At 56.1% G+C, this 21,021-nt stretch carries 18 protein-coding genes, 1 tRNA gene and 1 other RNA gene; 10 read left to right on the top strand and 10 right to left on the bottom strand.

Annotation, left to right across the window (positions count from 1 at the left end; genetic code table 11):
- Positions 1 to 34: 34 nt before the first annotated feature.
- The 4 genes from dnaX to EV681_RS07560 form a co-directional block, all read right to left on the bottom strand.
- Positions 35 to 2,416, bottom strand: coding sequence for a DNA polymerase III subunit gamma/tau (gene dnaX, locus EV681_RS07575; protein ID WP_130303638.1), 2,382 nt, complete (start codon positions 2,414 to 2,416; stop codon positions 35 to 37).
- Between the two features lie 64 nt (positions 2,417 to 2,480).
- Positions 2,481 to 2,578: signal recognition particle sRNA small type (gene ffs, locus EV681_RS07570), an RNA gene on the bottom strand.
- A 40-nt stretch (positions 2,579 to 2,618) separates the two neighbouring features.
- Positions 2,619 to 5,972 (bottom strand): UvrD-helicase domain-containing protein, encoded by a 3,354-nt coding sequence (locus tag EV681_RS07565; protein WP_130303637.1) that lies wholly within the window; start codon positions 5,970 to 5,972, stop codon positions 2,619 to 2,621.
- A complete protein-coding gene (locus EV681_RS07560; protein WP_130303636.1) occupies positions 5,959 to 8,646 on the bottom strand; it encodes a PD-(D/E)XK nuclease family protein in 2,688 nt (895 codons plus the stop codon). Before EV681_RS07560 ends, EV681_RS07565 begins: the two co-directional genes overlap by 14 nt.
- A gap of 517 nt (positions 8,647 to 9,163) precedes the next feature.
- Between EV681_RS07560 and EV681_RS07555 the strand changes: the two genes are divergently transcribed.
- A complete protein-coding gene (locus tag EV681_RS07555) occupies positions 9,164 to 9,484 on the top strand; it encodes a hypothetical protein (RefSeq protein WP_128395442.1) in 321 nt (106 codons plus the stop codon).
- A gap of 93 nt (positions 9,485 to 9,577) precedes the next feature.
- Here EV681_RS07555 and EV681_RS07550 read toward each other — a convergent pair whose 3' ends face one another.
- Positions 9,578 to 10,546 carry an EamA family transporter gene (locus tag EV681_RS07550; protein ID WP_130303635.1) on the bottom strand — a complete coding sequence of 323 codons (969 nt, stop codon included), beginning with the start codon at positions 10,544 to 10,546 and terminating at the stop codon, positions 9,578 to 9,580.
- 100 nt (positions 10,547 to 10,646) lie between these two features.
- Between EV681_RS07550 and EV681_RS07545 the strand changes: the two genes are divergently transcribed.
- The 4 genes from EV681_RS07545 to EV681_RS07530 all read left to right on the top strand — a co-directional run bounded on the left by EV681_RS07545 (position 10,647) and on the right by EV681_RS07530 (position 13,237).
- Positions 10,647 to 11,123: an Lrp/AsnC family transcriptional regulator gene (locus tag EV681_RS07545; protein ID WP_130303634.1), complete on the top strand. Its 477-nt coding sequence runs from the start codon at positions 10,647 to 10,649 to the stop codon at positions 11,121 to 11,123.
- Positions 11,124 to 11,301: 178 nt separating this feature from the next.
- Complete coding sequence (locus tag EV681_RS07540) at positions 11,302 to 12,048, top strand: GntR family transcriptional regulator (protein WP_423191191.1); 747 nt, start codon at positions 11,302 to 11,304, stop codon at positions 12,046 to 12,048.
- Positions 12,049 to 12,062: 14 nt separating this feature from the next.
- Complete coding sequence (locus tag EV681_RS07535; protein ID WP_128395438.1) at positions 12,063 to 12,923, top strand: sulfite exporter TauE/SafE family protein; 861 nt, start codon at positions 12,063 to 12,065, stop codon at positions 12,921 to 12,923.
- The gene (locus EV681_RS07530; protein WP_128395437.1) at positions 12,920 to 13,237 is read left to right on the top strand and encodes a DUF1634 domain-containing protein; all 318 of its coding nucleotides are present in this window, start codon (positions 12,920 to 12,922) and stop codon (positions 13,235 to 13,237) included. Before EV681_RS07535 ends, EV681_RS07530 begins: the two co-directional genes overlap by 4 nt.
- Positions 13,238 to 13,340: 103 nt before the next feature.
- On the opposite strand, the gene EV681_RS22505 is transcribed toward EV681_RS07530, so the two are convergent.
- Positions 13,341 to 13,484, bottom strand: a complete 144-nt coding sequence (locus EV681_RS22505; RefSeq protein WP_014750137.1) for a hypothetical protein — start codon at positions 13,482 to 13,484, stop codon at positions 13,341 to 13,343.
- A gap of 445 nt (positions 13,485 to 13,929) precedes the next feature.
- Positions 13,930 to 14,430, bottom strand: coding sequence for an Lrp/AsnC family transcriptional regulator (locus EV681_RS07525; RefSeq protein ID WP_128395436.1), 501 nt, complete (start codon positions 14,428 to 14,430; stop codon positions 13,930 to 13,932).
- 86 nt (positions 14,431 to 14,516) lie between these two features.
- Between EV681_RS07525 and EV681_RS07520 the strand changes: the two genes are divergently transcribed.
- Positions 14,517 to 15,692: an MFS transporter gene (locus tag EV681_RS07520; RefSeq protein WP_128395435.1), complete on the top strand. Its 1,176-nt coding sequence runs from the start codon at positions 14,517 to 14,519 to the stop codon at positions 15,690 to 15,692.
- Positions 15,693 to 15,733: 41 nt separating this feature from the next.
- Here EV681_RS07520 and EV681_RS07515 read toward each other — a convergent pair.
- Positions 15,734 to 15,808 (bottom strand) — tRNA-Arg (locus tag EV681_RS07515).
- Between the two features lie 340 nt (positions 15,809 to 16,148).
- Here EV681_RS07515 and EV681_RS07510 point away from each other — a divergent pair.
- A complete protein-coding gene (locus EV681_RS07510; protein WP_128395434.1) occupies positions 16,149 to 16,373 on the top strand; it encodes a hypothetical protein in 225 nt (74 codons plus the stop codon).
- 144 nt (positions 16,374 to 16,517) lie between these two features.
- On the opposite strand, the gene EV681_RS07505 is transcribed toward EV681_RS07510, so the two are convergent.
- Both EV681_RS07505 and xerD read right to left on the bottom strand, forming a co-directional pair.
- On the bottom strand, positions 16,518 to 17,018 hold the full coding sequence (locus EV681_RS07505) for an aminoacyl-tRNA deacylase (RefSeq protein ID WP_128395433.1): 501 nt from the start codon (positions 17,016 to 17,018) through the stop codon (positions 16,518 to 16,520).
- 69 nt (positions 17,019 to 17,087) lie between these two features.
- On the bottom strand, positions 17,088 to 18,005 hold the full coding sequence (gene xerD / locus EV681_RS07500) for a site-specific tyrosine recombinase XerD (protein ID WP_128395432.1): 918 nt from the start codon (positions 18,003 to 18,005) through the stop codon (positions 17,088 to 17,090).
- Between the two features lie 104 nt (positions 18,006 to 18,109).
- On the opposite strand from xerD, the gene EV681_RS07495 reads away from it, so the two are divergent.
- The 3 genes from EV681_RS07495 (at position 18,110) to EV681_RS07485 (ending at position 20,957) form a co-directional block, all read left to right on the top strand.
- Complete coding sequence (locus EV681_RS07495) at positions 18,110 to 19,015, top strand: AEC family transporter (RefSeq protein WP_128395431.1); 906 nt, start codon at positions 18,110 to 18,112, stop codon at positions 19,013 to 19,015.
- A gap of 98 nt (positions 19,016 to 19,113) precedes the next feature.
- Positions 19,114 to 19,674 (top strand): tRNA (adenosine(37)-N6)-threonylcarbamoyltransferase complex ATPase subunit type 1 TsaE, encoded by a 561-nt coding sequence (gene tsaE / locus EV681_RS07490; RefSeq protein WP_128395430.1) that lies wholly within the window; start codon positions 19,114 to 19,116, stop codon positions 19,672 to 19,674.
- Positions 19,626 to 20,957 carry an N-acetylmuramoyl-L-alanine amidase gene (locus EV681_RS07485; RefSeq protein ID WP_130303633.1) on the top strand — a complete coding sequence of 444 codons (1,332 nt, stop codon included), beginning with the start codon at positions 19,626 to 19,628 and terminating at the stop codon, positions 20,955 to 20,957. Before tsaE ends, EV681_RS07485 begins: the two co-directional genes overlap by 49 nt.
- Positions 20,958 to 21,021 lie beyond the last annotated feature (64 nt).

Here is a 21,021-nt window from a genome sequence, read left to right as displayed (position 1 = left end):
AGTTCCTATAAATCGCAATAGTTTGCGGTTGACATCAAGCGCTTTTTTGCCTGAACGGCTCTATGCTACCTGGTACGACACGCGCACCCAGATCAGCAATCAGTGTATTAATAAATTGATTTTCCTGCACTGCTTTTTCCACCCGCTTTTGCAATGCCTCGCGCTCGGCCTGCTCCACGGCATGAAGGGTATCGTCGCCGGTACGGCCAAAAACCATATCGACCCGGACCACTTCATGGAAATATTCGGTCAGCGCAGTTTCCAGCTTGGTCTTGGCGTTCAAATCATTCTGCCCCTTGACCGAAATTCTGAGTGTGATTTTATTCTGTTTGTGAGCCACCCATTCACAGCGGCGAGCCATTTCGGCAGCATAGCCGGCAAGCGGCAACTCGGCGACCAGTTGCACCCATTCGCGGGCATTCATGGCCGCAAGTGGCCGGCGAGCTTGCGCATCCTGGTGACTGGGAACCCAAGTCTGGTCTTTCTCAACCACCACATTATCGGCAGGCACAATATCGCCATCATCATCTGTCTGACCAGCCAGACCGGCAGCTTCCCAGTCCGGGGGAATATCTTCCCACACAGGCGGGCCGGATTCGTCAGTGGCCTGCTGCACATCGGGCGAACTCAAGACCTGGGCCTGCCCTGCTGCGCTGGTGCCAGCCTGCACGCCTGGTTCGCCGGCGCCATCTGCAGACCTTGCTGCAGCGTCCTGCCCGGCGTCATTGCCGTTGGACAAGGGCTTTACCGGCATATCGCTGAGCGCGGGCGCAGCCGTTACATCAGGCACACCTGCCATGGGCGCAGCGGTTGTCGCGCCCGTGGCGCCAGTCGCGCTATCGTCTTCCCAGGCGGGGCGCTCCGGGGGCCGATGCTCTGCGGCATGGACCGGAGGAACCACAATCGGCTCGCGCTGCGGCGCCAGAACGACCGGTAATGCGCCGTCGCGACTGATGGTTGTACGTGTGTTTATATCCGAGGCAACGACCTGCCCCGCAGCTTCTGCCGCTACTGGGGCTGCGTTTGCCGGCAGCGCTTGCACAGGCAATGCAGCTGACGGCTGTTGCTCGATCGCAGGCGGCTGTGCAGCCACCGCAACCGACCTGTCATTCAGATTTTTTTTTTGCAAGTCTGTTGCACTTGCGGTCACTGCCTGACCAACCGTTGGTGGCGCCGGCTGTGCGCTCTGTTCCGAAACCGCAGGCGAGACAGCTGTTGATTCCTGATGCACCGGCGCAGGTCCGGAAGCGGCCACGGCAGCAGCCGCTTTTTGCCCGCCGGAGGCGTGACCGTTACCGGCCTGCCATTCACTGGCCGTACTGTGAGCCGGCTCGGACGTGACCAAAGACAACATGCGCAGGCAGGTCATCACAAAGCCGGCATATTCATCTGGAGACAGTGCCAGTTCATTTCGCCCATGAATCGCAATACTGTAAAACAGCTGCAGCGTATCAGGGTGGCAGGTACGCGCCAGTCGCACGATATCGTCCTGCAACAACGCTTCGGTAAGAGCAGTACCCGGCAGGCGCTGCTCTATGGCGATCTGCGACAGCAGCACTGCCATATCGGCCAGCGCGCCGCCAAACGAGTAGCCGCGTTCATATAATTCATTTGCAATATCGAGCACGCCCTGCGCCGACCCCTGATTCAGGGAATCGAGCAGACGGACCAGAAAGCGCTGATCAATGGTGCCAAGCATATCGCGCACGGCATCGCCGGTGATATTGGAACCACTGAATGCAATGGCCTGATCGGTCAGCGACAACGCATCACGCATGGAACCACCTGCGGCCTGGGCAATCTGACGCAACCCAGGCACCTCAAAAGCCACTTCCTCTTCTGTCAAGACATGATTTAAGTGCGAGACAATGGCATCTGGCGGCATTTGCTTCAGGTTAAACTGAAGACAGCGTGACAGCACAGTAACCGGCATTTTCTGCGGATCGGTGGTCGCAAGAATAAATTTGATATGCGGTGGCGGCTCTTCCAGCGTTTTGAGCATGGCATTGAACGCATGCCCGGAGAGCATGTGCACCTCGTCGATCATATAAATTTTATAGCGCCCAGAACTGGGGGCGTAGACAGCCTGCTCCAGCAGTTGGGTCATTTCCTCAACCCGGCGATTGGACGCCGCGTCAAACTCCAGATAATCGACAAAGCGCCCCTCGTCAATCTCAACGCAGGCACGACATACGCCGCAGGGTTTGGACGTGATACCGGTTTCACAATTGAGTGATTTTGCCAGGATGCGTGAGAGCGTGGTCTTGCCGACCCCTCGGGTACCTGTAAACAACCAGGCGTGATGCAGACGCTGCGTATTAAGTGCGTTGGTCAGCGCCCGGACCACATGGTCCTGGCCGACAAGCGTTTCGAAGGAGCGAGGACGCCACTTACGGGCAAGGACAAGATAGCTCATACCGTTTATTTTAGCCCAGAAAAAACAAACGCCACCACAAGGGGTGACGTTGGTTCAAGAATGCGGGGGTGAGCCTTACTTCGGCACTGAACCTGAACGACTATGGCTGCTTCGTTCCCGACCTGACCAGTTTCACCGCCGGCCCATGCGAAGGGACCCACCGCTTTGCATTTTAGCAAGTTTCGCCAAGCTTGTGGGAAATTTACCTCGCCTGCGTCAAGAGCACCGGATCAAATTCGATCCAGTCTCCGGTATCCAGCGCAAAAATGGCAGCCGTGGCATCGCGCCCGTCCATTTGCGACAAGCGCTCGCAATACCCTTGTAACTGGAGTCGATACGTATCTCTCATGCGCGCCTCAAAAACGTCCTGCGGCTCGTGCTCCCGCCGCACACCCGTCTTGAAGTCCACGACCAGCCATCCCGTCTCGGTGGAAACCGCCACGTCGACAATCAGCAGTTTTCCATCTGCGCTGGTCAAGGACAATTCCTGGCGGGCCTGATCATGTGAGAGCAGCCAGCGGCCTTTTTCCGATGCCACGCAGCGACTAAGCAACTCGTAAACGCGCTGTGCACCGCTGCGCGCCTGCGACTGACGCAACCCTTCATTTTCCAGCTGGCGCACGATAACCTCCTGCGCTGCGTGCAGCCTTGCCTCGTCCCAGCCCCGCATGCGGTCCTGGCCAATGCGGGCCAGCCATGCATGCGCCACCGTACCAATGCTGGCCTCGTATTTATCGTCAAATTGCCAGCCCGAACCGGCAGAACCGGTGATGGCGCTTCTGTCGGAAACGACCGGCAACTGCCCAAGAGCTGCCGTGGCAATCCGGCTCAGAACGGGCCCCTGGACTCCCGGTGTTGCCGCATCGGCTGTTGCCGCCTCCTGCTGCGCCTGGGGCTCGGGAGGCGTAAATTCAAACAGTGAGAAAAGCCGCGACAACAGGGAGCCGCGCGGCGGATCAACGACCTGACCTTGCTTGCATTGCACCTGTGAAACCAGATGCAGGCGCTGACGCGCACGGGTCGCAGCCACATATAGCAAGCGATCGAGCTCATAGTCGCTGCGTCGTTTTTCCATCGCACCCAGCATTGCGGACAATTTGTCTGTTTCCTCAGCGGCCTTGGGCTTGATGGGGCCCATCAGCAGGCGATTGCGGTTGCGCTCAAAGCGCAGCAATGGCGCAGTATCGGCGCGGGGCCGACGGTGCAACCCGTACAAAATAACCTCTTCAAACTCCAGCCCTTTGGACTTATGCATGGTCATGATTTCAACCGCCCGCTGTTGCGCGCTCGTTGCCGAATACAGGCGCGCCAGCGCATCTTCCAGATCGGCAGGATTCAGGTCCCCGTAGGGCGCCAGCCTGTCGACCAGATCGAAAACAGCCTGGAAATCGGCAAATGCAGTATCGCTTGCATACACGCCGTAGCCACCCAGCGCACGCCAGACCGATTCTACATGCGAGGAAAATGCAATATCGGCAGTCAGATGACTGCGATCAAGCAGGATGCGCGCGCAACGCTGCAAACGCGGCCATTCGTCGCCAAGCAGCGGCGCAAATTCGGCCTCGCGGGCCAGCACAGTTTGCAGACGAAAAGCAATGGTGTCGCGACTGTCGCCAAACAAGTGGGTTAGCGCCTTCAGCGTCAAACCACACACCGGCGAGCGCAAAACAGACAGCCAGGCCACGCGATCGGCCGGGTGCGCCAGCGCGCGAATCAGTTGCACCAGATCGGTTACCGATTGCTCTGCCCGAATCGGGTTAAGCTCGACCGCCCTCACTGGTATCCCATGACGCTGCATGAGCAGCATGAGTGCGCCCAAATGCGTTCGGGCCTTGACCAGGATCGCCACCGGATGGTCGCTGTCCGGGTTGGCTGCCAGTGCTGCCCTCACCAGTTCCAGCGTCAGTTGCTCGGCTTGCGCCTGAACCTCTTGCGTATCCTTGCCTTCCAATTGGTAAACCGGATGAAGGCGCACGGCCGGGCCCTCTGCTGCCGGATTAAATGCCACCGAGTCTGTATACCTGATCGCACCCAGCGTCAGATCATCATATTCTGGAAACACGCGACTAAAGGATTGGTTTACCCAATTCACCACGCCGGCCTGAGAGCGGAAATTCTCGGTCAGGACCAGTTTTTCCAGCGCAAGACCGTTGATTCCCTCGTTGGCAACGCTCAGAAACAGACCGACATCGGCTTTGCGAAAGCGATAAATGGACTGCATCGGATCGCCCACCAGAAACAGCGTGCGGCCATCGCCCGGGCTCCAGCCCAGCGTCAACTTTTCGATCAGTTGAATCTGAATCTGGCTGGTGTCCTGAAACTCATCGATCAGGATGTGCGAAATGCGCGCATCCAGCTTTAACAGCATATCCGTGGGATCATCGGTGTAACCCAGCGCCAGCGCCGCTCTTTGGGCAATTTCGATAAAATCCACCTGCTTTTCTTCACGAAAAACCAGTGTCAGCTCAGCTGCCGCCAGTTTCAGTGTTTCCAGCAAGGACCGGATGATTTTTTCCTGGCGCTCGCTCAGCACCTCCAGGGGCAAGGCGCTGATTTCGGCAAGCAGGCCAGCCCAGTGCTCGCTATCACTCTGCCAGGCATCGAGCCAGTCCTGCATTGCCTGCTTGTGCGCACTTTTGGCCGGAAAGCCTTCTTTGACTGTAAGGCGTTTGCGCAAGCCGCCGCTGCCTGTAAGCAGCAGGCGCGACAAGGCATGCCATTGCGGCAAGGTTTCTACGGAACTGGCCAGTGGCTCACCATCCCAGTCCATCAGCGCGTCCAGCATGCAGACAGCTGTCTCGGCCTGGCTGGCGGCAGCCAGTCGCGCAATGGGCGCCAGCTCGCTGGCGTAGGAAAACGGCATCGCCTCTGCCAGAGCGTCCAGTTTCTGTTCCATCACGTCTCTGAGCGCCACTCGCAATTGGGTCATGGCCGCCTGGGTGTCCACCGTTTCCTGCAACCATTGGTCGCGCCGCGCAAGCATGTCCACGATCAGCCGCTCTACCGACCCCAGATCAATATCCATATGCAGCAGCACGTCCTGCACACTTTCGTTGTGGTCGACATGCTCCAGCAATCGTCTGGCCGCCTGCAAATACAGTTGCTCTGGATTATCGGCAATGCCCGGCATCCCGCCCATGGCGGACATCCATGGCATAGAACGGACCAATTGCGCGCAAAAAGCGTCAATCGTGCGAACCTTCAGCCGTGCCGGGTGATTAAGCAGATCCCAGCCTTGTTGCTCGTTACGCGCCAACGCCGCACGGGCCAGACGCCAGCTGTTTTTTTCATGGGCACTGGCCGGCTCCTGCTCGGACAGGCCGGCACGAAGCTTGCGCAGCACCCGGGCATGCATCTCGGCAGCCGCCTTGCGCGTAAAGGTAATGGCCAGAATCTCTTCGGGCTTGGTCACGCCCCCGAGTAGCGCCAGAATACGGTCAGTGAGCAGCTCGGTTTTACCGGAACCGGCCGGCGCCTGAATAATGAACGATTTGTCCGGGCGCAACGCCTGTGCCCGCGCCTCGAAATCACTGGGCCGACGTTCAATCATCTTCATTCTCCTGTGCCAGGCGTAAAAATGGCAGCACATCACAATAGATCAGGTCATTCACAGCCCAACTGCGGTTGTCGGCCACCCCGTCCGACATGTCGCGGGCCAGTTGTTGCAGACTGCGTTCCCAGCCGTCCAGCAACGCCTCCCAGCTTTGCTCTGGCGCCAGCTTGGTCAGGGACGTCACCCCGGCAATATCGGTGCCACTCTCCCCCAGGCCGCTCAATTCAGTTTTCTTTGCATTCAATTTTGCAAACAACAGGGCTTCTATCTGCCCGCGCTGCCCCGCTTCATCGGGTTGCCGCAGGACCGTAGCGTACAAGGGCAGTTGCAGATTGACCGGTTGTGGCCGCAGCCAGTCTTTCTGAAAGTCGGGCGTGCGCTGCCCGGATTTGTAATCCATCACCACTTTGGCGCCGTGTCTGGTTTCATCAATCCGATCGACACGCAAGTTGACTTTCACGCTGGCATGCTGCCAGCCGGCTGCCTGTTCAACACCCACGATATGAAATGACGGGCGTTCCCGCTCCAGGTCCAGCAATGTCATCATGACTGCGTGACCCCGTTCCTTTTCCATTGCCGCCAGTGTTGGCGATACCCCGTCCAGCGTCTGGTCTGCCGCCATGGTCACCGCCTGCGTCACCAGGTCATCCTGCTGAGCCTGACTAAGTTGTGCCAGACGTTCGGACGAGCCAAGCATTTCCCACACTTTTTGGGCCATGCTGTGCAGAAACATACCGCGAATGGCTGCGTTCAGCGATTCAGGATAGGGCTTGAGCCCTTTGGCCAGCAGACGATACCGCACGTACCCCCAAAGCGGATTGAGCGCCTGCGTTTCCAGCAGATCCGAGCCGCCTTCCAGCATGTGCGCCAGGGGCAATCCCCGATTATCGTTCAGCGTTTCCAGCGGCAGCGATGTGCAGCGGGCCCGCGACAGGCATTCGGGTGCATCAACGCCCTCCCGTTGTTCAGCTTGCGCACCGACAAAAAAGCTGAGCAATGGCGATGGCCGCAGGGCCCTGTCAGCCTCACTGGCCGGATAACTCAGAACGACTCGGGGTGCAACGCCACACAACGCCTGCAGCATATCGATTGCCCAGACTTTCTCGCGCTCCGGCGTGGCACGCGGCGCACCGGCCCTGGCCAGCGCCGCCACAGACAGGAACGGATTCGGGTCAGGGCTGGCTGGAATAACGTCATCTGTCAAGCCAAGCACCCAGACCGCATCCCATTGGCCGTGTTCAGCTTCAAGAAAGCCCAGGACATCCAGCCTGACATCCTGATCGCGTTGCGGCTGGAACATGGACTCCCGCGCCATGCGCTGCAGCAGCGCGACAGCAGGCATGCCCGACAGGCGCCCGGCGTACAGCGTCATCAATGAAAAAGTATGCAAGAGCGCATCAAACGCTGCGCACACCTGATAGTTGGTACTAGACAGCGTACTGCCGGGAAAACCCAGCAATGCCAGCGTCTCGCGTATGACCTGTGTCCAGTGTTCGGTGCTCTGGCGCCCACCGGACGCGGCCTGCCGCCAGTGTGCAATCGCCTGCCGGAAGAAATAGGAAAAGTCAGGGACATGCCGATCCATTTGCGCGCATACCTGATCGGTATTCCAGGCAATGTTTTGTGAATCGCGCAGGCGTGCATCCAATACCGCCATGGCCGACTGCTCGGCAGCGCTTGCACTGCAAAACCCGGCCAGCAGCGCCTGGCCAAACTGCTGCGGCCGCACCGAACCCTGATCGCACAGGCCGGCAATCAGCGACAGCCATCGAAATGCGGCCAGAACAACCGGCCACTCCCCGAGTGCGCGCCCCACCGTCATGTTGTAACGATAGGCAGGCGCAAAGGGATCAGGCGACAGTTCACGATCCAGAATTCGTCTTGCGAACACGGCATCTGCTTCCATGGCTGGCGAAACAATGGCCACGCGGCGTTGCGGATCGGCTGCCAGCTCGCCGGCTGCCCAGTGCGCGGCAGCGATCCACTCGCTGCTGCGATCTTTTTGCGCCGACAATATGCGTTGCGACTGCTCGTGCCTGGGCAGGGACAGCGATACCAAGCGGCAACCGCGATCTGCACACGCCTGCAACAGCCGCGTCAATCGCGGCGAGTATTCGTTAAAGCCAGCCAGGACCACGGTGGCGGGCAGCCGCAACAGTCGACCCGCCGCGATAGAATCGATCAGCGTGTTATACAGGTGATTGTCATCCTGGGCGTCCAGTTCGCGGCAGCGTTGTTCGTATTGATTGCGCCACTGCATAAAACGCTGGTATTCCTCTGTCTGCTCCTGAGGCTGGACCTGCACCTGCCACTCGTCACGGTCATGACTGGCGGCCATGGCGCGCGCGGCAGCCAGTTGCACATCAATGAGCGGGGTCTCGCCCTGCAGGGAGGCGACGACCTCTTCCCACAGCAGACGGGCAGCGAAAGCACTGAGCCGGTGGCTGCGTACGGTAGGATCGGCGCAAAAAAGTCGTTCCTGATGCAGCTGGTCCAGCCACCGGGTCAGTGAACTGGCGGCGGGCAGCTGCAGCACGGCCCTGCCCCGCCCTGCCTGCTCGAGCAACAACGCGTGAACCCGCCAAACCAGGCGGTTATTGACGGTAACAACAACAGTTGTATCCGGATCCAGCGATGCCACCGTTTCTGGCGTTACCGCATCAATTGAACTTGCCATGTAAATGCATCCGAAAAAACAATCCGGCGTGTCGTTCAACGACCCGCCTTAATCGCAAACCGGTATTATGACAGGCATTCATTGGCATTGCTGCGGTCGCAACGCAGCATTTCGGTTGTTACGATGCTGGACAAACCGTCACACCACCGTCACGATACCTGGGTATCCTGCATGAATAGGACAACTCGGGCACGCAAAAAAGCATCCAGAAATCGTGACCACACCTGCTGTCCTGCTACTGCTATCTTGCTTCTACTGTCTCATTTGTACTGCCCTGCAGCACAAAAAGCAGTATCAAACTTGAAATATTTGCTGGCTCGTTGCGGAACAAGCCGGTAAACTGGGCGCTCGCAGACGACAAAACACCCTGATCCTGCGTTTTTTTATTCGCCCTGATTACCCCTCTTATGCCGTTGTACTTCCACCGGTTGGCAGGTGCGAAAGCCGTTCAATGTTGGCAACCACTGCTAGCACTCATTATCGACCCGTTCACGCGGATTGCCAGAAGGAGAATAAGATGAAAGATGTACTGCTCAAACTGGTTTTGTCCTCGCTAGCGGCACAATTGAGCTATGGCGCGCTTGCCGCCGGCATCCAGGACGACGATCAACGCCGCAAATGCAAGACCGTCCAGGGCCTGACCGAGATTGTTCGCGATATCGAAGAAAAGACCCAGGGCAAAGTGGTGCTGCTCACGCCCCGACTGCATGACGGAAAAACCCATTTTGAAATGCTGGTGTCCCGCGGTGGCCAGTTCCAGAAATTGATTGCCGACCCCGACGGTGTTTATGATGCTGGCGACGATGCCAGCACAGACACAGTAAACAAATCTGCATGACAGCCGCGGGCTGTCTCTTAATACACCGTCACTGATCACCCCGCTCCTGAGTTGGTTGTAGGCAGGCCACCGGCGTTAGTGGAACTGTCGCCACTACCCTGCTGCGTCATCCTTTTGCTGACCGGACCGCATTGTCGGACAGTTACTTTCCTTTTTGTTACCCATGCTGCCAGCGTCTGCAGCAGATCCTGGTGGCTTGTGTATTGCGATGGCGATCATCACAAGTGCAATACCAGCGAGATCCTGCCGTGTTGGTATCTGTGCAAGCATAATGGCAGCTATAACGGCAGCTGTTGCCGGCAAGATAGACAGATACAGAGCAAAGGTAGCACGAGGCAGGCGCGACATCGCCATCTGATCGGCCACATACGGAACAACCGAAGAACAAAATCCCACTGCAATGCCAGCCACCACGAGTGCCGGCACACCAAACACTGCCACAGCCTGGGTGATGCCAATTGGCATCACAATGACAAATGCAATGATCATTGCAGCGCCAAGATACTCAACGCCGCTGCTGGCGCCACCCTCTGCTGCCTTGTGACCCAGGATAATATAAATAACGAATAGCGTCGCATTCAATAGCGCCCAGCAAAGCCCGGGCAAATCGGTAGACCACTTTACGTCAATCAATATGATGATGCCGAGAACGGCCAGAACCAGCGCCAGAAGATTGCGTCGCGATCGCAGACCATACAGTGCGACAACGATCGTACCTGCAAATTCCATGGCTGCGACAAGACTCATCGGCAGGCGATCCAGAGCAAGATAGAAGGAAGTGTTCATCACAGCCAGACAAATACCCAACCCGATTAGTAATAATCGCGTTCTCCCGTCAGCCTGTTGCAATGTCTTCCATGGCCGCGTGACCGGTGCAAAAATCAGCGCCGCCGACGCAATTCTGAACCAGGCGACGCCCATAACCCCGATAGACGGAAACAGAAGGACTGCAAAAGAGGGCCCAAGATAATGAAAGATGGCACTGACACCGAACCAGACGGGCGGAGGCACAAAGCGCGCGATCTGAGTCAATGATAAATGTGATAAGTGAAATAGTTTCATTGTTGCTCCTTTGCCCTTATTATGCGAGACTGGAGCGGCCAAATGAATACAAAACAAAAGCCATATATGGATAATAGCTTTACAAAAAAAGGTCAATTACATGAAACGCCTTAAGTATCAAAATGGAAAGCTGGACCACACGGATCTGATGTTGATCGAGGCGCTGGTAAAGGACGCAAGAACCACAACGGCCGAACTGGCCCGCCTTGTAGGGCTATCGCCGCCAAGCGTTTCGGAGCGAATAAAAAGACTGGAAGATGCCGGTCTGATCGAGGGATACACCCTGAAAGTCAATCCCAAAGCCCTGGGTCTGCCCATTGCCGCCTGGTTGCGTATTCGACCTATCCCCGGCCAGTTGCAACGCGTCGCGCAGATTCTAAAAGATATCCCGGAAATTGCCGAATGTGATCGCGTTACCGGCGAAGATTGCTTTATTGCCCGTGCGCACGTCGACTCCATCGAAGGGCTGGAGCACCTGATTGACCAGCTTATCCCTTATTCAATGACCAATACGTCCATTATCCAGTCATCGCCCGTTGCACGTCGCTTGCCACGTAAATCGGGCGCCGCAATCTGACCGCCCGTCATTGGCCGATAAGCTCCTCCGGTTGCGCATTGCATTTTTCTGTGGTCGCTTGCGGTGCCGCAGGTGGCATTTGGACGAGAAAAATTGTGTCGTAATCAGTACAGACGAAATACAAACGAAAAAAGATTCTGGATAATTTTTCTGGACATCACGACATCATGATGTCATGATGTCTGTTATGAGACTGACTGATACTAATAGCACCCCGCTATACGCAAAAATTGAAGCCGCCCTGGCCGCAGAGATTTCAACCGGCCAGCTTGCCGCCGGAACGCAGTTGCCAACGGAAGAGCAACTGACCGCCCGCTTTCATATGAGCCGGACCACCATCCGCAAGGCAATCGATAATCTAGTGGCCCGCGGACTGGTGGAAATTCGACGCGGCAAGGGAACCTTCGTCACGCATCCCAAGATCACGCAGGCCTTGACCGAACTGACAGGGTTTGCCGAAGATATGGTGGTATTGGGTCGCCATCCGACCTCGCGCCTGCTGGATAAACGCATCGTTTCCGCTGACCAGAAAACGGCTCAGGCGCTGCAGATTGCGCCCGGCACGCAGGTCTATCGGATTGAGCGCATTCGCCTTGCCGATGGCATTCCGATGTCGTTTGACGAAACCTATCTGCCCCTGGAAATTGGCGACAAAGTAGTCAGCAACAATCTGGACGTGGAACCCATATTCGATCTGCTCGAAAACAAATATGCCTTGCCACTGATCGAGGCCAGCTATCAGTTGGAAGCGGTGATCGCAGACAGGCATGTGGCGCAAGCCCTCAATATTGCAATTGGCGCTCCGATTTTTCTGATTGAACGCACCTCCTATAGCACCGGAGCGCAACCTGTGGATTACGAGAAACTCTATTACCGTGGCGACTCCATCCGCTTTGCCACGCGGCTATCGCGGCGTTCGCGCTAAGTGGGTGTGTAAACATGGATATAACTACCCTGTTCTGGTTATTTGCCGCCGCGTTCGGCGCCAGCATGCTGGGTGGCATGCTGGGTATGGCAAGCGGCATTTTTATTGTGCCCATTCTGATTATCGCTTTCGGCGTCGATATTCACGTTGCCATCGCAGCCAGCATCGTGTCTGTTATTGCCTGCTCCTGCGGCAGCGCCGCGCCGTTTCTTAAAGGGCGCCTGACCAACATCAGACTTGCCATTGTGCTGGAGACGGCGACCACGCTTGGTGCAATCACCGGCGTGCTGTTGATCGGCATCATTCCTACGCCGATACTCTACGGGCTTTTCGCCGTTATTCTCGTTCTGTCAGCGCAGCAAATGATGGCGCGGCGCCGCGATCCGGCACTGGTCGTCACACCCGACCCGCTAAGCTGGGCGACTCGCCTGGGTTTGCATTCCACTTTTCCTGATCGTCAACTTGGCAAGGACGTGGCCTATCAGGTCGCTCGTGTTCCCTTGGGTCTTTCCCTGATGTATGGCGCCGGTGTGATCTCTGCCCTGTTGGGCATTGGTTCCGGCGTACTGAAAATCCCGGCAATGGATACTGCCTTGCGACTCCCCATCAAAGTGTCATCGGCAACATCGAACTTTATGATCGGCGTCACTGCGGCGGCAAGTGGTGGTGCCTATCTTGTTCGCGGCGACATCGATATGAACATCGCCGGCCCCGTGGCACTCGGTTCAGTGGTCGGCGCACTGGCCGGCGCCCGCCTGCTGATGGGACTGCCCGCCGACAAACTGCGTATTCTGTTTGCCGTTATTCTTATTGCACTTGCAATTCAAATGATGCTGAGCGCGCTGGGCATCCACCTTTGGGGAACAGGCTCATGAATCCATTGAGCAGCAAGCCGAACCGCCACGACGGAATCATTGCGGGCCTGCTTTGGTATGGCACCCTGATCGCCTCAGCGGTGATTACGATCGGCATTATCCTTGGCGCAGCGGCGCAGATGGGCGATACCTCAGGCCTGGCCCAGACCGGCTATGCGCTGATCAAACTTGGCGTGGTAATCTTCGTACTGCTGCCAATAATCCGCGTCGCGCTCATGCTGGTGATGTTCGCGCACGCACGCGACTATATCTATACCGCGATTGCGGCGCTCGTGCTGGCGATTATCGGCATCGGTGTTCTATTGGGCCTTTAACTTTTAACTGGCTTTTAACAGGGCACAACCCATACGGTATAACCAATAGCGACATAAAAAAACGACGCCATGTAGCGTCGTTTTTTACTGGCATTCAAAACGCCTAGATTTTGCAGGCATCTCCGCAGTCATCATCTGCTTCAGGCAAGTTTTCATCCATCTTTTTGATCAGCTCGGCATTTTTCTTTTCGATCGCGTCAAAATCGATGTTATCCAGCGCGGTGTCAAAGTCAGTGTCGTTGTTCATGTGCCATTCTCCGGGTGATTAGCGATATACCATTTTAAGGCATGGCGTTTGTCTTGTGTCTTGTCGTTCCCACAATCATACAAAAAGCGTTGGCAGGACCCAAAAATCACATGTGCTGCAGGTTGCACCCCAGCTAACCCGCTGGGCAATGCACGCCGTGCATCGCAAGTACGCCATGAAACTGCGTTGCCTCTTTATTTCCCTTGCTGCGTCAATCGCTTCTGACGGGTTCACGGCCAGCTAGTAAGTGCGGCCTCATGCGCCCCCACCACCGCCTGGCGCAAGCTGATAAAAAAGACGGACGCCCCCATGTTACCGGTGCCTGCCAATCCATCCTCTGCAAAGCAGGCGGCAAATAATTATGGCGGACATGCTATGCCTTGCATCTGGTGTAACAAAATCAAGCTATCGATATGACACCAATCATATCACCCTGAACCGGCGCTCAATCTGGCGAGGGGCCTCTTTCGAGAAATGTGGAGAGTGCAATATAACTGCGCACGGAACGGACCCCCTCAAGGCTCTGGATCTCCATCAGAAAGTTTTCGAGCGATTCCGTATCTGCGGCGCGCACTTTTACGAAGACACAACCATCCCCTGCTACCGTGTGGAGTTCTTCGACTTCTGGCCTGCTGACAAAGGAAAGTAATTGGCGTGTCGCGTTGTAGCTACTCGTATCGACCACCAGAAAGGTTAACAAGGTACGGCCCAGCTTGCAGCCATCCAGTATGGCAACCGTTCCTTTGATAACCCCGTCGCGCCTGAGCCGCTTTACCCGGTCATGCACGGCGGGCGCCGATAGATTCACCATTTTGCTCAGTTCAGCATAACTGTGTGACGCATCTTGAGCGAGCGCACCTAATATTTTTCGGTCAATATGATCCAGTTCAGCGGGATGGTGCCTCATTTGCCGAACAGTATCTGTTTCTGTCTCTGATTGTGCCATAGCGGTATATTTCCGAATAGTATTTCAAATAAAATTAAATTAGCCGAATATCATTCGGATATTAACATCATATAGGAAACCTGAACATGCCAATCGCACTTTTTGCGCTGGCGATCGGCGCATTCGGTATTGGTCTGACCGAATTCGTCATTGCCGGCATACTTCCACAGATTGCCCTGGATTTCGGCGTCGAGATTCCAACAGCCGGCCTTATGGCCACGACCTATGCCCTGGGCGTTTTTGTAGGCGCGCCGATCCTGACCGTCCTGGGTGCAAAAGTCCCGAGAAAAAGGATGTTGCTCGGCCTGGCCATCATTTTTACATTGGGCAATATTCTTACTGCCGTTGCCCCCACCCTATGGCTCGCGCTCGCTGGTCGCATCCTGACAGCACTCAACCACGGCACGTTCTTCGGCATCGGCTCTATCATTGCCGCATCGCTGGTTGCAAAGGAACGCCAGGCCAGCGCCATTGCCTTCATGTTTTCAGGTTTAACAATGGCAAACCTGTTCGGCGTGCCTGCCGGAACGTGGCTTGCGCAGGCATACGATTGGCGGTTGGTATTCTGGCTGATCGGTGGAATCGGTGTTGTGACCGCGTTTAGCGTGGCGCTATTGGTTCCCCGGATTGGAGCGGCAAAACCCATTGCACTGAAAACCGAACTTCGCGCTTTCATGGACCCACAGGTGTTGCTTGCAATGGGCATCACCATCTTCGGTCCGGCGGCCTTCTTCACCTCCATTACCTACATTGCCCCGATGATGATCGAGCAAGCCGGATTTTCTGATGCAGGCGTAGCCCGGCTGATGATTCTGTTCGGCCTTGGTCTGGTTGTGGGTAACTGGATCGGCGGTCGCTTTGCCGATCGTTCACTCTTTGGAACATTGTTTGTGACACTCGCGGCACAGGCTGCGGTTCTGATCGTCTTCTGGATCGGTGTGAGTAACGGCACTGTGGCCTCGGCCTGCGTATTTCTTATGGCCGCGTTTGGATTTGCTACAGTCTCGCCCATACAAAAATTGGTGATGGATCGTGCCAGTCATGCTGGTGCCCCAACAATGGCCGCATCAGTCAACATCGGCATGTTCAATCTTGGAAATGCAATCGGCGCATGGGCAGGAGGTGCAACCATCGCCGCCGGATTTGGCTTGGCGTCTCCGAATTGGGCTGGGGCGATCCTCTCGCTGATAGCATTGGGCCTGGCGGTGGTCGCCTGGGTAAGTACCGGCAGGGAATATTCAGCAATACCCGCTGAAAGCTAGATAACGAGCCATGGCCGTAGAGATTGCCATGGCTTTAATCTTGGCCTCGCCGACAGGAATCGAACCTGTAATTGGCCCTTAGGAGGGGTCGGTTATATCCATTTAACTACGGCGAGAACGCTTAAAAGCACCCAGCATTATATGCCAAATCATCGTGATAATGGACCTGGCTATCGTTGCAAGGCCCAATAAAAATCGCTACTCATGACAAAGGCAGCAGCGAGTCAGGTAGAAGGTGCCGCTGGCAACACGCCGAATCAGGGCAACATTCCCAAGAACAGAGTAATACGATAGACCAGCAACGGGCGCTGCCGTTTCTGCAGCCAACTGTCCCTTTTCCGGCAAAAATCGCAGTGATGCCGGCGCTCAGGCCATACCCGGCTAGTATAAACCCTGCTTTTCAAGCGGATACCTTTGTAGTATTAATTTGACATTATGACCGGCCGGGGAACTGTCATGAAACACTATGCGATCCGCAAGCGCAGAGAGCCGCAACATGAAGATTATTATCTGAATGCGTTGGTTTGCAATGAATGCGCAGGAGACGTTGCACAATCATATCCGGATGCACGGGAAATTACCGAAATCCTGTGTGATCCCAGCTACGAAGAGCGCTGCGCGCTTTGCGGCAAATCGTTCTGGGAGGAAGTTAATGCGCGCTCTGTCATCCGGCACCATTGAACACTTGCGGCGCGACGCTTGCTGGTCAGTACGCTGACTTGAGATGACTGTCACCAACCCTGCTGCGCAACCAGCCATGCTGCAAACCTGCCATTTACCAAAGCCGGCCGGGAAGCACCGGGCGCGCACGCTCAATAGAACCTCTCAGGCGCCGCGCCCGTCGTTGGCGACGTTCACTGAGTTTGCCTGCAATAGCGTCACTAGCACCTGCGGGTCAACTCCCAGCAAATAGCCGCGTCGCCCGCCATTGATATAGATCTGCGGCAAATCCAGCACACTTTGTTCCACCCACACCGGCATTCGCTTGCGGGTTCCGAAAGGCGAGGTGCCGCCGATCTGGTATCCAGAATGCCTGGGGGCCACTGCTGCCTGGCACGGCTGCATTTTTTTGACGCTGGCCTGGCGCGCCAGGTTTTTCATCGACACTTCGCAATCGCCGTGCATCAGCATCACGTGCGGCTTGGCGTGTTCATCTTCCAGGATGAGCGTTTTGACCACGGCATGCGAATCAATACCCAGTTGCCGTGCCGCCTCTGCGGTGCCGCCGTGCTCAATATAATCATAAATGTGTTCGGTATAGGCCACTTTATGTTTTTTCAACATTTGGGTGGCAGGCGTTTCCGATACGTGTTTGCTGGCAGCCATATCCGGTTCACTGACGTATTTTGTTGTTGATGGAATCGGGTATTCTACTGCAACTGCCCAAGCCGCGCCTTATGCCCGAGGATGATGTTGCGCGTGCAACTGCTTGAGCCGCTCGCGCGCCACGTGGGTATAGATCTGGGTAGTGGAAATATCGGCATGCCCCAGCAGCAATTGCACAACACGCAGATCTGCGCCGTGATTGAGCAGATGCGTGGCAAAAGCGTGCCGCAGAGTATGTGGCGACAGCGGCGTATGAATGTCTGCCTGCAGGGCATATTTTTTGATCAGTTGCCAGAACGCCTGGCGCGTCATGCCGGTGGCGCGACGAGTCAGAAACAAATCGTCGGACTGACGCCGTCCCAGCAAATCGGGACGCGCCTCTTTCAGATATCGTTCCAGCCAGTAGGCCGCCTGCGCACCTACCGGAACCAGGCGATCCTTTCCGCCCTTGCCCATGACCACCCGTACGACGTTCTCGTTCAGGCTCAAATGCAGCACCTTCAGACTGACCAGCTCGGTGACCCGCAGGCCCGACGCGTACAGGGTCTCAAGCATGGCGCGGTCTCGCAACCCCAGCGGATCCCGGGTGTTGGGTGCCTCCAGCAACTGGTCCACCTGCTGCTCGCTCATGGTTTTGGGAAACCGTGTCGGCTGGCGGGCCGAATGCAGGGTCAGGCATGGATCTTCACTGATCTGATGAGTACGGATGGCCCAGGCAAAATATCGTTTGAGTGTAGCCAGTCGGCGATTGGCCGTGGTGGCCTTGCTGTGGGCATGTCTGGCGGCAAACCAGGCTTCGATATCATCCTTGGTGGTCTCCAGCAGGGTTTTGGGCGGCTTTCGCTTAGCCAGAAAATCGGCCAGCCCCTTGAGATCCTGTCGATAGGCCGCAAGCGTGTTCTGCGACAATCCGTCTTCCAGCCACAAGGCGTCAATAAATGGATCAATGGCATGCTGGTGGGCAGGCGTGACTGGCTGATCTGGCATGGTTATTTATTCACAACAAAAAATGATAATGGCAAACCGCCGCGGCTTTCTGAACTATGATTTGATTCTAGCCTAAATTCTGCCTATCCAAATACGATTTTCCTATGCATATTGCCCTGCTCGTCATCCCAGACTGTCTCATTGTCGCGCTGGGCTGGGTCCTGCTTCACAAACTGAAGTTCTCCCGCGAATTTTTCACCAACACCGAAAAGCTCGTCTACTACATCCTGTTTCCGGCCCTGCTGGTTCAGTCTATCGCCTTCACGCCCATTTCCGCCAGCTCCGCCGGCCGTCTGCTTGCCGTGTCGATCCTGCTGTGTCTTGCCGGCTACCTGGCCGCGTGGCTGGCCCGCCCCTTGCTCAAGCCGCGCCCGATCGCACTGGCTTCGCTGGCTCAATGCGCCTATCGCTTCAACACGTATATCGGATTTTCACTGGCGGCGGCGCTGGCCGGCAGTGAAGGGCAGGCCATTATGGCGGTACTGGTGGGGTTTTCGGTGCCGATTGCCAATGTACTGGCTGTAAAGTCGCTGGCCCGCTTTCAGGGATCGAACGTCTGGCTGGAAATTTTGAAAAACCCATTGGTTCTGGCTACGGTGGCTGGTCTATTGCTGAATTTTTCGGGTATCGGGCTCGAAAACACAGTGAACATGACCTTATCCAAATTGGGCAATAGCGCCATCCCGCTGGGGCTGTTGTGCGTGGGCGCCAGTCTGTCTCTGGCAGGTGGGAACCAGGATCGCGCCGTCATTTCCTGGATTCTGGGCATTCGGCTGCTGGCCATGCCTGTATTTGCGCTGATACTGGCGTTCATGCTGGCGCTGTCCCCGCTGGAGACCCATATTCTTGTTCTGTTTGCCGCATTACCGCCCGCCTCGGCCGCCTATATTCTGGCTGCCCGCATGGGCGGCGACGGGCGCTGTGTCGCGACCGCCATTTCCATCGGAACGGTGTTTTCCGTCATCACGATTCCCTTCTGGCTGTTCATCGGGCAAAAATTGGTAAATTAGCCACGGATCGTCAACTAATTTCCATTTAATTTTAGGTAGTTCCGGTGGATTTCTTATAATTTACATTATGTTTCTTTTCCCGGAACGGCCCAATAGCCATGTCAAACTTGCAAATATCCCCTCTTGAGCCTCTGGCAAGCACCTCACTTTATCTGGCCGATGAAGCGGCCACCGAGCACCTGGCACAGTCCCTTTCAGACATTCTTTCTCATTATTTTTCAAATAGTTACGAAAAAACACCGGGCACAGGAAAAGGCGCAAAAGTGTATCTGAGAGGCGACCTGGGCGCTGGCAAAACAACCTTTGTTCGGCATTTTCTGAGAGCCATGGGTGTCAAGGGACGAATTAAGAGCCCTACCTACACTTTGCTTGAAACCTATAAAGTTTCTAGTTTATACTTGTATCACTTTGATTTTTATAGATTTACCGATACCGAAGAATGGCATGAAGCCGGTTTTCGTGAGAATCTAGGTGAAGACGCAATTGTATTTATAGAGTGGGCAGATAAAGCAGGACCCGGGTTGCCAACACCCGATCTTGAGCTGTACCTGATATACGAATCGGCTGGAAGAACGGCACAATTTAATGCTTTTTCGGAAAAGGGCAAGACATGGATAACAAAGCTCATTCACAGGAAAATGCCAACAGGCGACCAATAACCCGTCGGCGCATTCTGGGTGCGTCAGCCACACTGCTGTCCCTTCCCGTCGTCTCCAAGGTCGCTGCTGCTTCCGGCGGACAGATTCTGGCCGTACGTACCTGGCCTGCCGACGAATATACCCGGGTCACGCTGGAACTGAACTCGCCACTGCGGGCCGAGCACTTCATGCTGGGCAATCCCAATCGACTGGTGGTGGATATTCAGGGCCTGACCATCAGCCAGGCGCTCAATTCGCTGATTTCCAAAATCCGTCCCAACGACCCCTATATTGCTGCGGTGCGTGTGGCACAGAACCGCGCCGATGTCGTGCGCTTGGTATTTGACCTGAAACAGGACATTGCCCCGCAGGTGTTCACACTGAAACCGGTAGGCGACTATCAGTATCGGCTTGTACTGGATCTGTATCCCAAAATTGCCAAGGATCCGATTCTGGCACTGGCCAGGGATCTGGAAAATGACCCGTTGGCACAGGTACTGGACAATCTGGCCCAGAATAACAGCAACGCGCCGGTGCCTTCGGTCAGTGGCCAGGTCAACCCTGCCACGGCCGGTCGCCAGCCTTCACGCGCCAATCCCAATCGCCCCATACTGGTGGCCATTGACCCTGGCCATGGTGGCGAGGACCCCGGCGCTATCGGCATGCGCGGGACACGCGAAAAAGATATCGTCCTGGCCATCGGACGTCAGTTGCGCGATGTCATCAATTCACAGCCCAATATGCGGGCCTACATGACGCGCGAGTCAGATTTTTTCGTGCCGCTGCATGTGCGGGTGCAAAAAGCCCGTCGGGTCAAGGCTGACCTGTTCATCTCGATTCACGCCGATGCGTTCACCAACCGCTCGGCACGCGGCACCTCGGTTTTTGCTTTGTCCCGCAATGGCGCGTCCAGTGCCGCCGCCCGCTGGCTGGCCAAAAAAGAAAATGCCTCCGATCTGATTGGCGGACTGGATATCGGTGCGCATGATCGCCAGACAGCCAGTGTGCTGCTGGACATGTCCACCACCGCGCAAATCAATGACTCCCTGAAAATCGGGCACCGCGTACTGGGTTCGCTGGCGCAAATCAATGGCATTCACAGTCGCAAGGTGGAACAGGCAGGGTTTGCCGTGCTCAAGGCGCCGGATATTCCGTCCATTCTGGTGGAGACGGCTTTTATCAGTAACCCGCAAGAGGAAAATTTCCTGCGTAGTCCGGCCAACCAGCGCCAGATTGCCAGGGCCATTTTCTCCGGCGTCAACGATTATTTCTCCACCAATCCACCACTGGCAAGAGTCGGCTAATCCCTACTGATCCCCTTTTGGCTCTTCGGGACAGCCGACAGGCCTTTGCCCACATAACGCCTTC

The organism is Advenella incenata (genome assembly GCF_004217095.1).
GTDB lineage: Bacteria > Pseudomonadota > Gammaproteobacteria > Burkholderiales > Burkholderiaceae_B > Advenella > Advenella incenata.
Note: the sequence above shows the minus strand (reverse complement) of the source record. Positions and strands in the feature narration are given on the sequence as shown.

Bases quoted from the DNA above. Each gene is read 5' to 3' on its own strand.
- dnaX (WP_130303638.1), bottom strand. From the start codon at position 2,416: ATGAGCTATCTTGTCCTTGCCCGTAAGTGGCGTCCTCGCTCCTTCGAA.
- EV681_RS07565 (WP_130303637.1), bottom strand. From the start codon at position 5,972: ATGAAGATGATTGAACGTCGGCCCAGTGATTTCGAGGCGCGGGCACAG.
- EV681_RS07560 (WP_130303636.1), bottom strand. From the start codon at position 8,646: ATGGCAAGTTCAATTGATGCGGTAACGCCAGAAACGGTGGCATCGCTG.
- EV681_RS07555 (WP_128395442.1), top strand. From the start codon at position 9,164: ATGAAAGATGTACTGCTCAAACTGGTTTTGTCCTCGCTAGCGGCACAA.
- EV681_RS07550 (WP_130303635.1), bottom strand. From the start codon at position 10,546: ATGAAACTATTTCACTTATCACATTTATCATTGACTCAGATCGCGCGC.
- EV681_RS07545 (WP_130303634.1), top strand. From the start codon at position 10,647: ATGAAACGCCTTAAGTATCAAAATGGAAAGCTGGACCACACGGATCTG.
- EV681_RS07540 (WP_423191191.1), top strand. From the start codon at position 11,302: ATGTCTGTTATGAGACTGACTGATACTAATAGCACCCCGCTATACGCA.
- EV681_RS07535 (WP_128395438.1), top strand. From the start codon at position 12,063: ATGGATATAACTACCCTGTTCTGGTTATTTGCCGCCGCGTTCGGCGCC.
- EV681_RS07530 (WP_128395437.1), top strand. From the start codon at position 12,920: ATGAATCCATTGAGCAGCAAGCCGAACCGCCACGACGGAATCATTGCG.
- EV681_RS22505 (WP_014750137.1), bottom strand. From the start codon at position 13,484: ATGAACAACGACACTGACTTTGACACCGCGCTGGATAACATCGATTTT.
- EV681_RS07525 (WP_128395436.1), bottom strand. From the start codon at position 14,430: ATGGCACAATCAGAGACAGAAACAGATACTGTTCGGCAAATGAGGCAC.
- EV681_RS07520 (WP_128395435.1), top strand. From the start codon at position 14,517: ATGCCAATCGCACTTTTTGCGCTGGCGATCGGCGCATTCGGTATTGGT.
- EV681_RS07510 (WP_128395434.1), top strand. From the start codon at position 16,149: ATGAAACACTATGCGATCCGCAAGCGCAGAGAGCCGCAACATGAAGAT.
- EV681_RS07505 (WP_128395433.1), bottom strand. From the start codon at position 17,018: ATGGCTGCCAGCAAACACGTATCGGAAACGCCTGCCACCCAAATGTTG.
- xerD (WP_128395432.1), bottom strand. From the start codon at position 18,005: ATGCCAGATCAGCCAGTCACGCCTGCCCACCAGCATGCCATTGATCCA.
- EV681_RS07495 (WP_128395431.1), top strand. From the start codon at position 18,110: ATGCATATTGCCCTGCTCGTCATCCCAGACTGTCTCATTGTCGCGCTG.
- tsaE (WP_128395430.1), top strand. From the start codon at position 19,114: ATGTCAAACTTGCAAATATCCCCTCTTGAGCCTCTGGCAAGCACCTCA.
- EV681_RS07485 (WP_130303633.1), top strand. From the start codon at position 19,626: ATGGATAACAAAGCTCATTCACAGGAAAATGCCAACAGGCGACCAATA.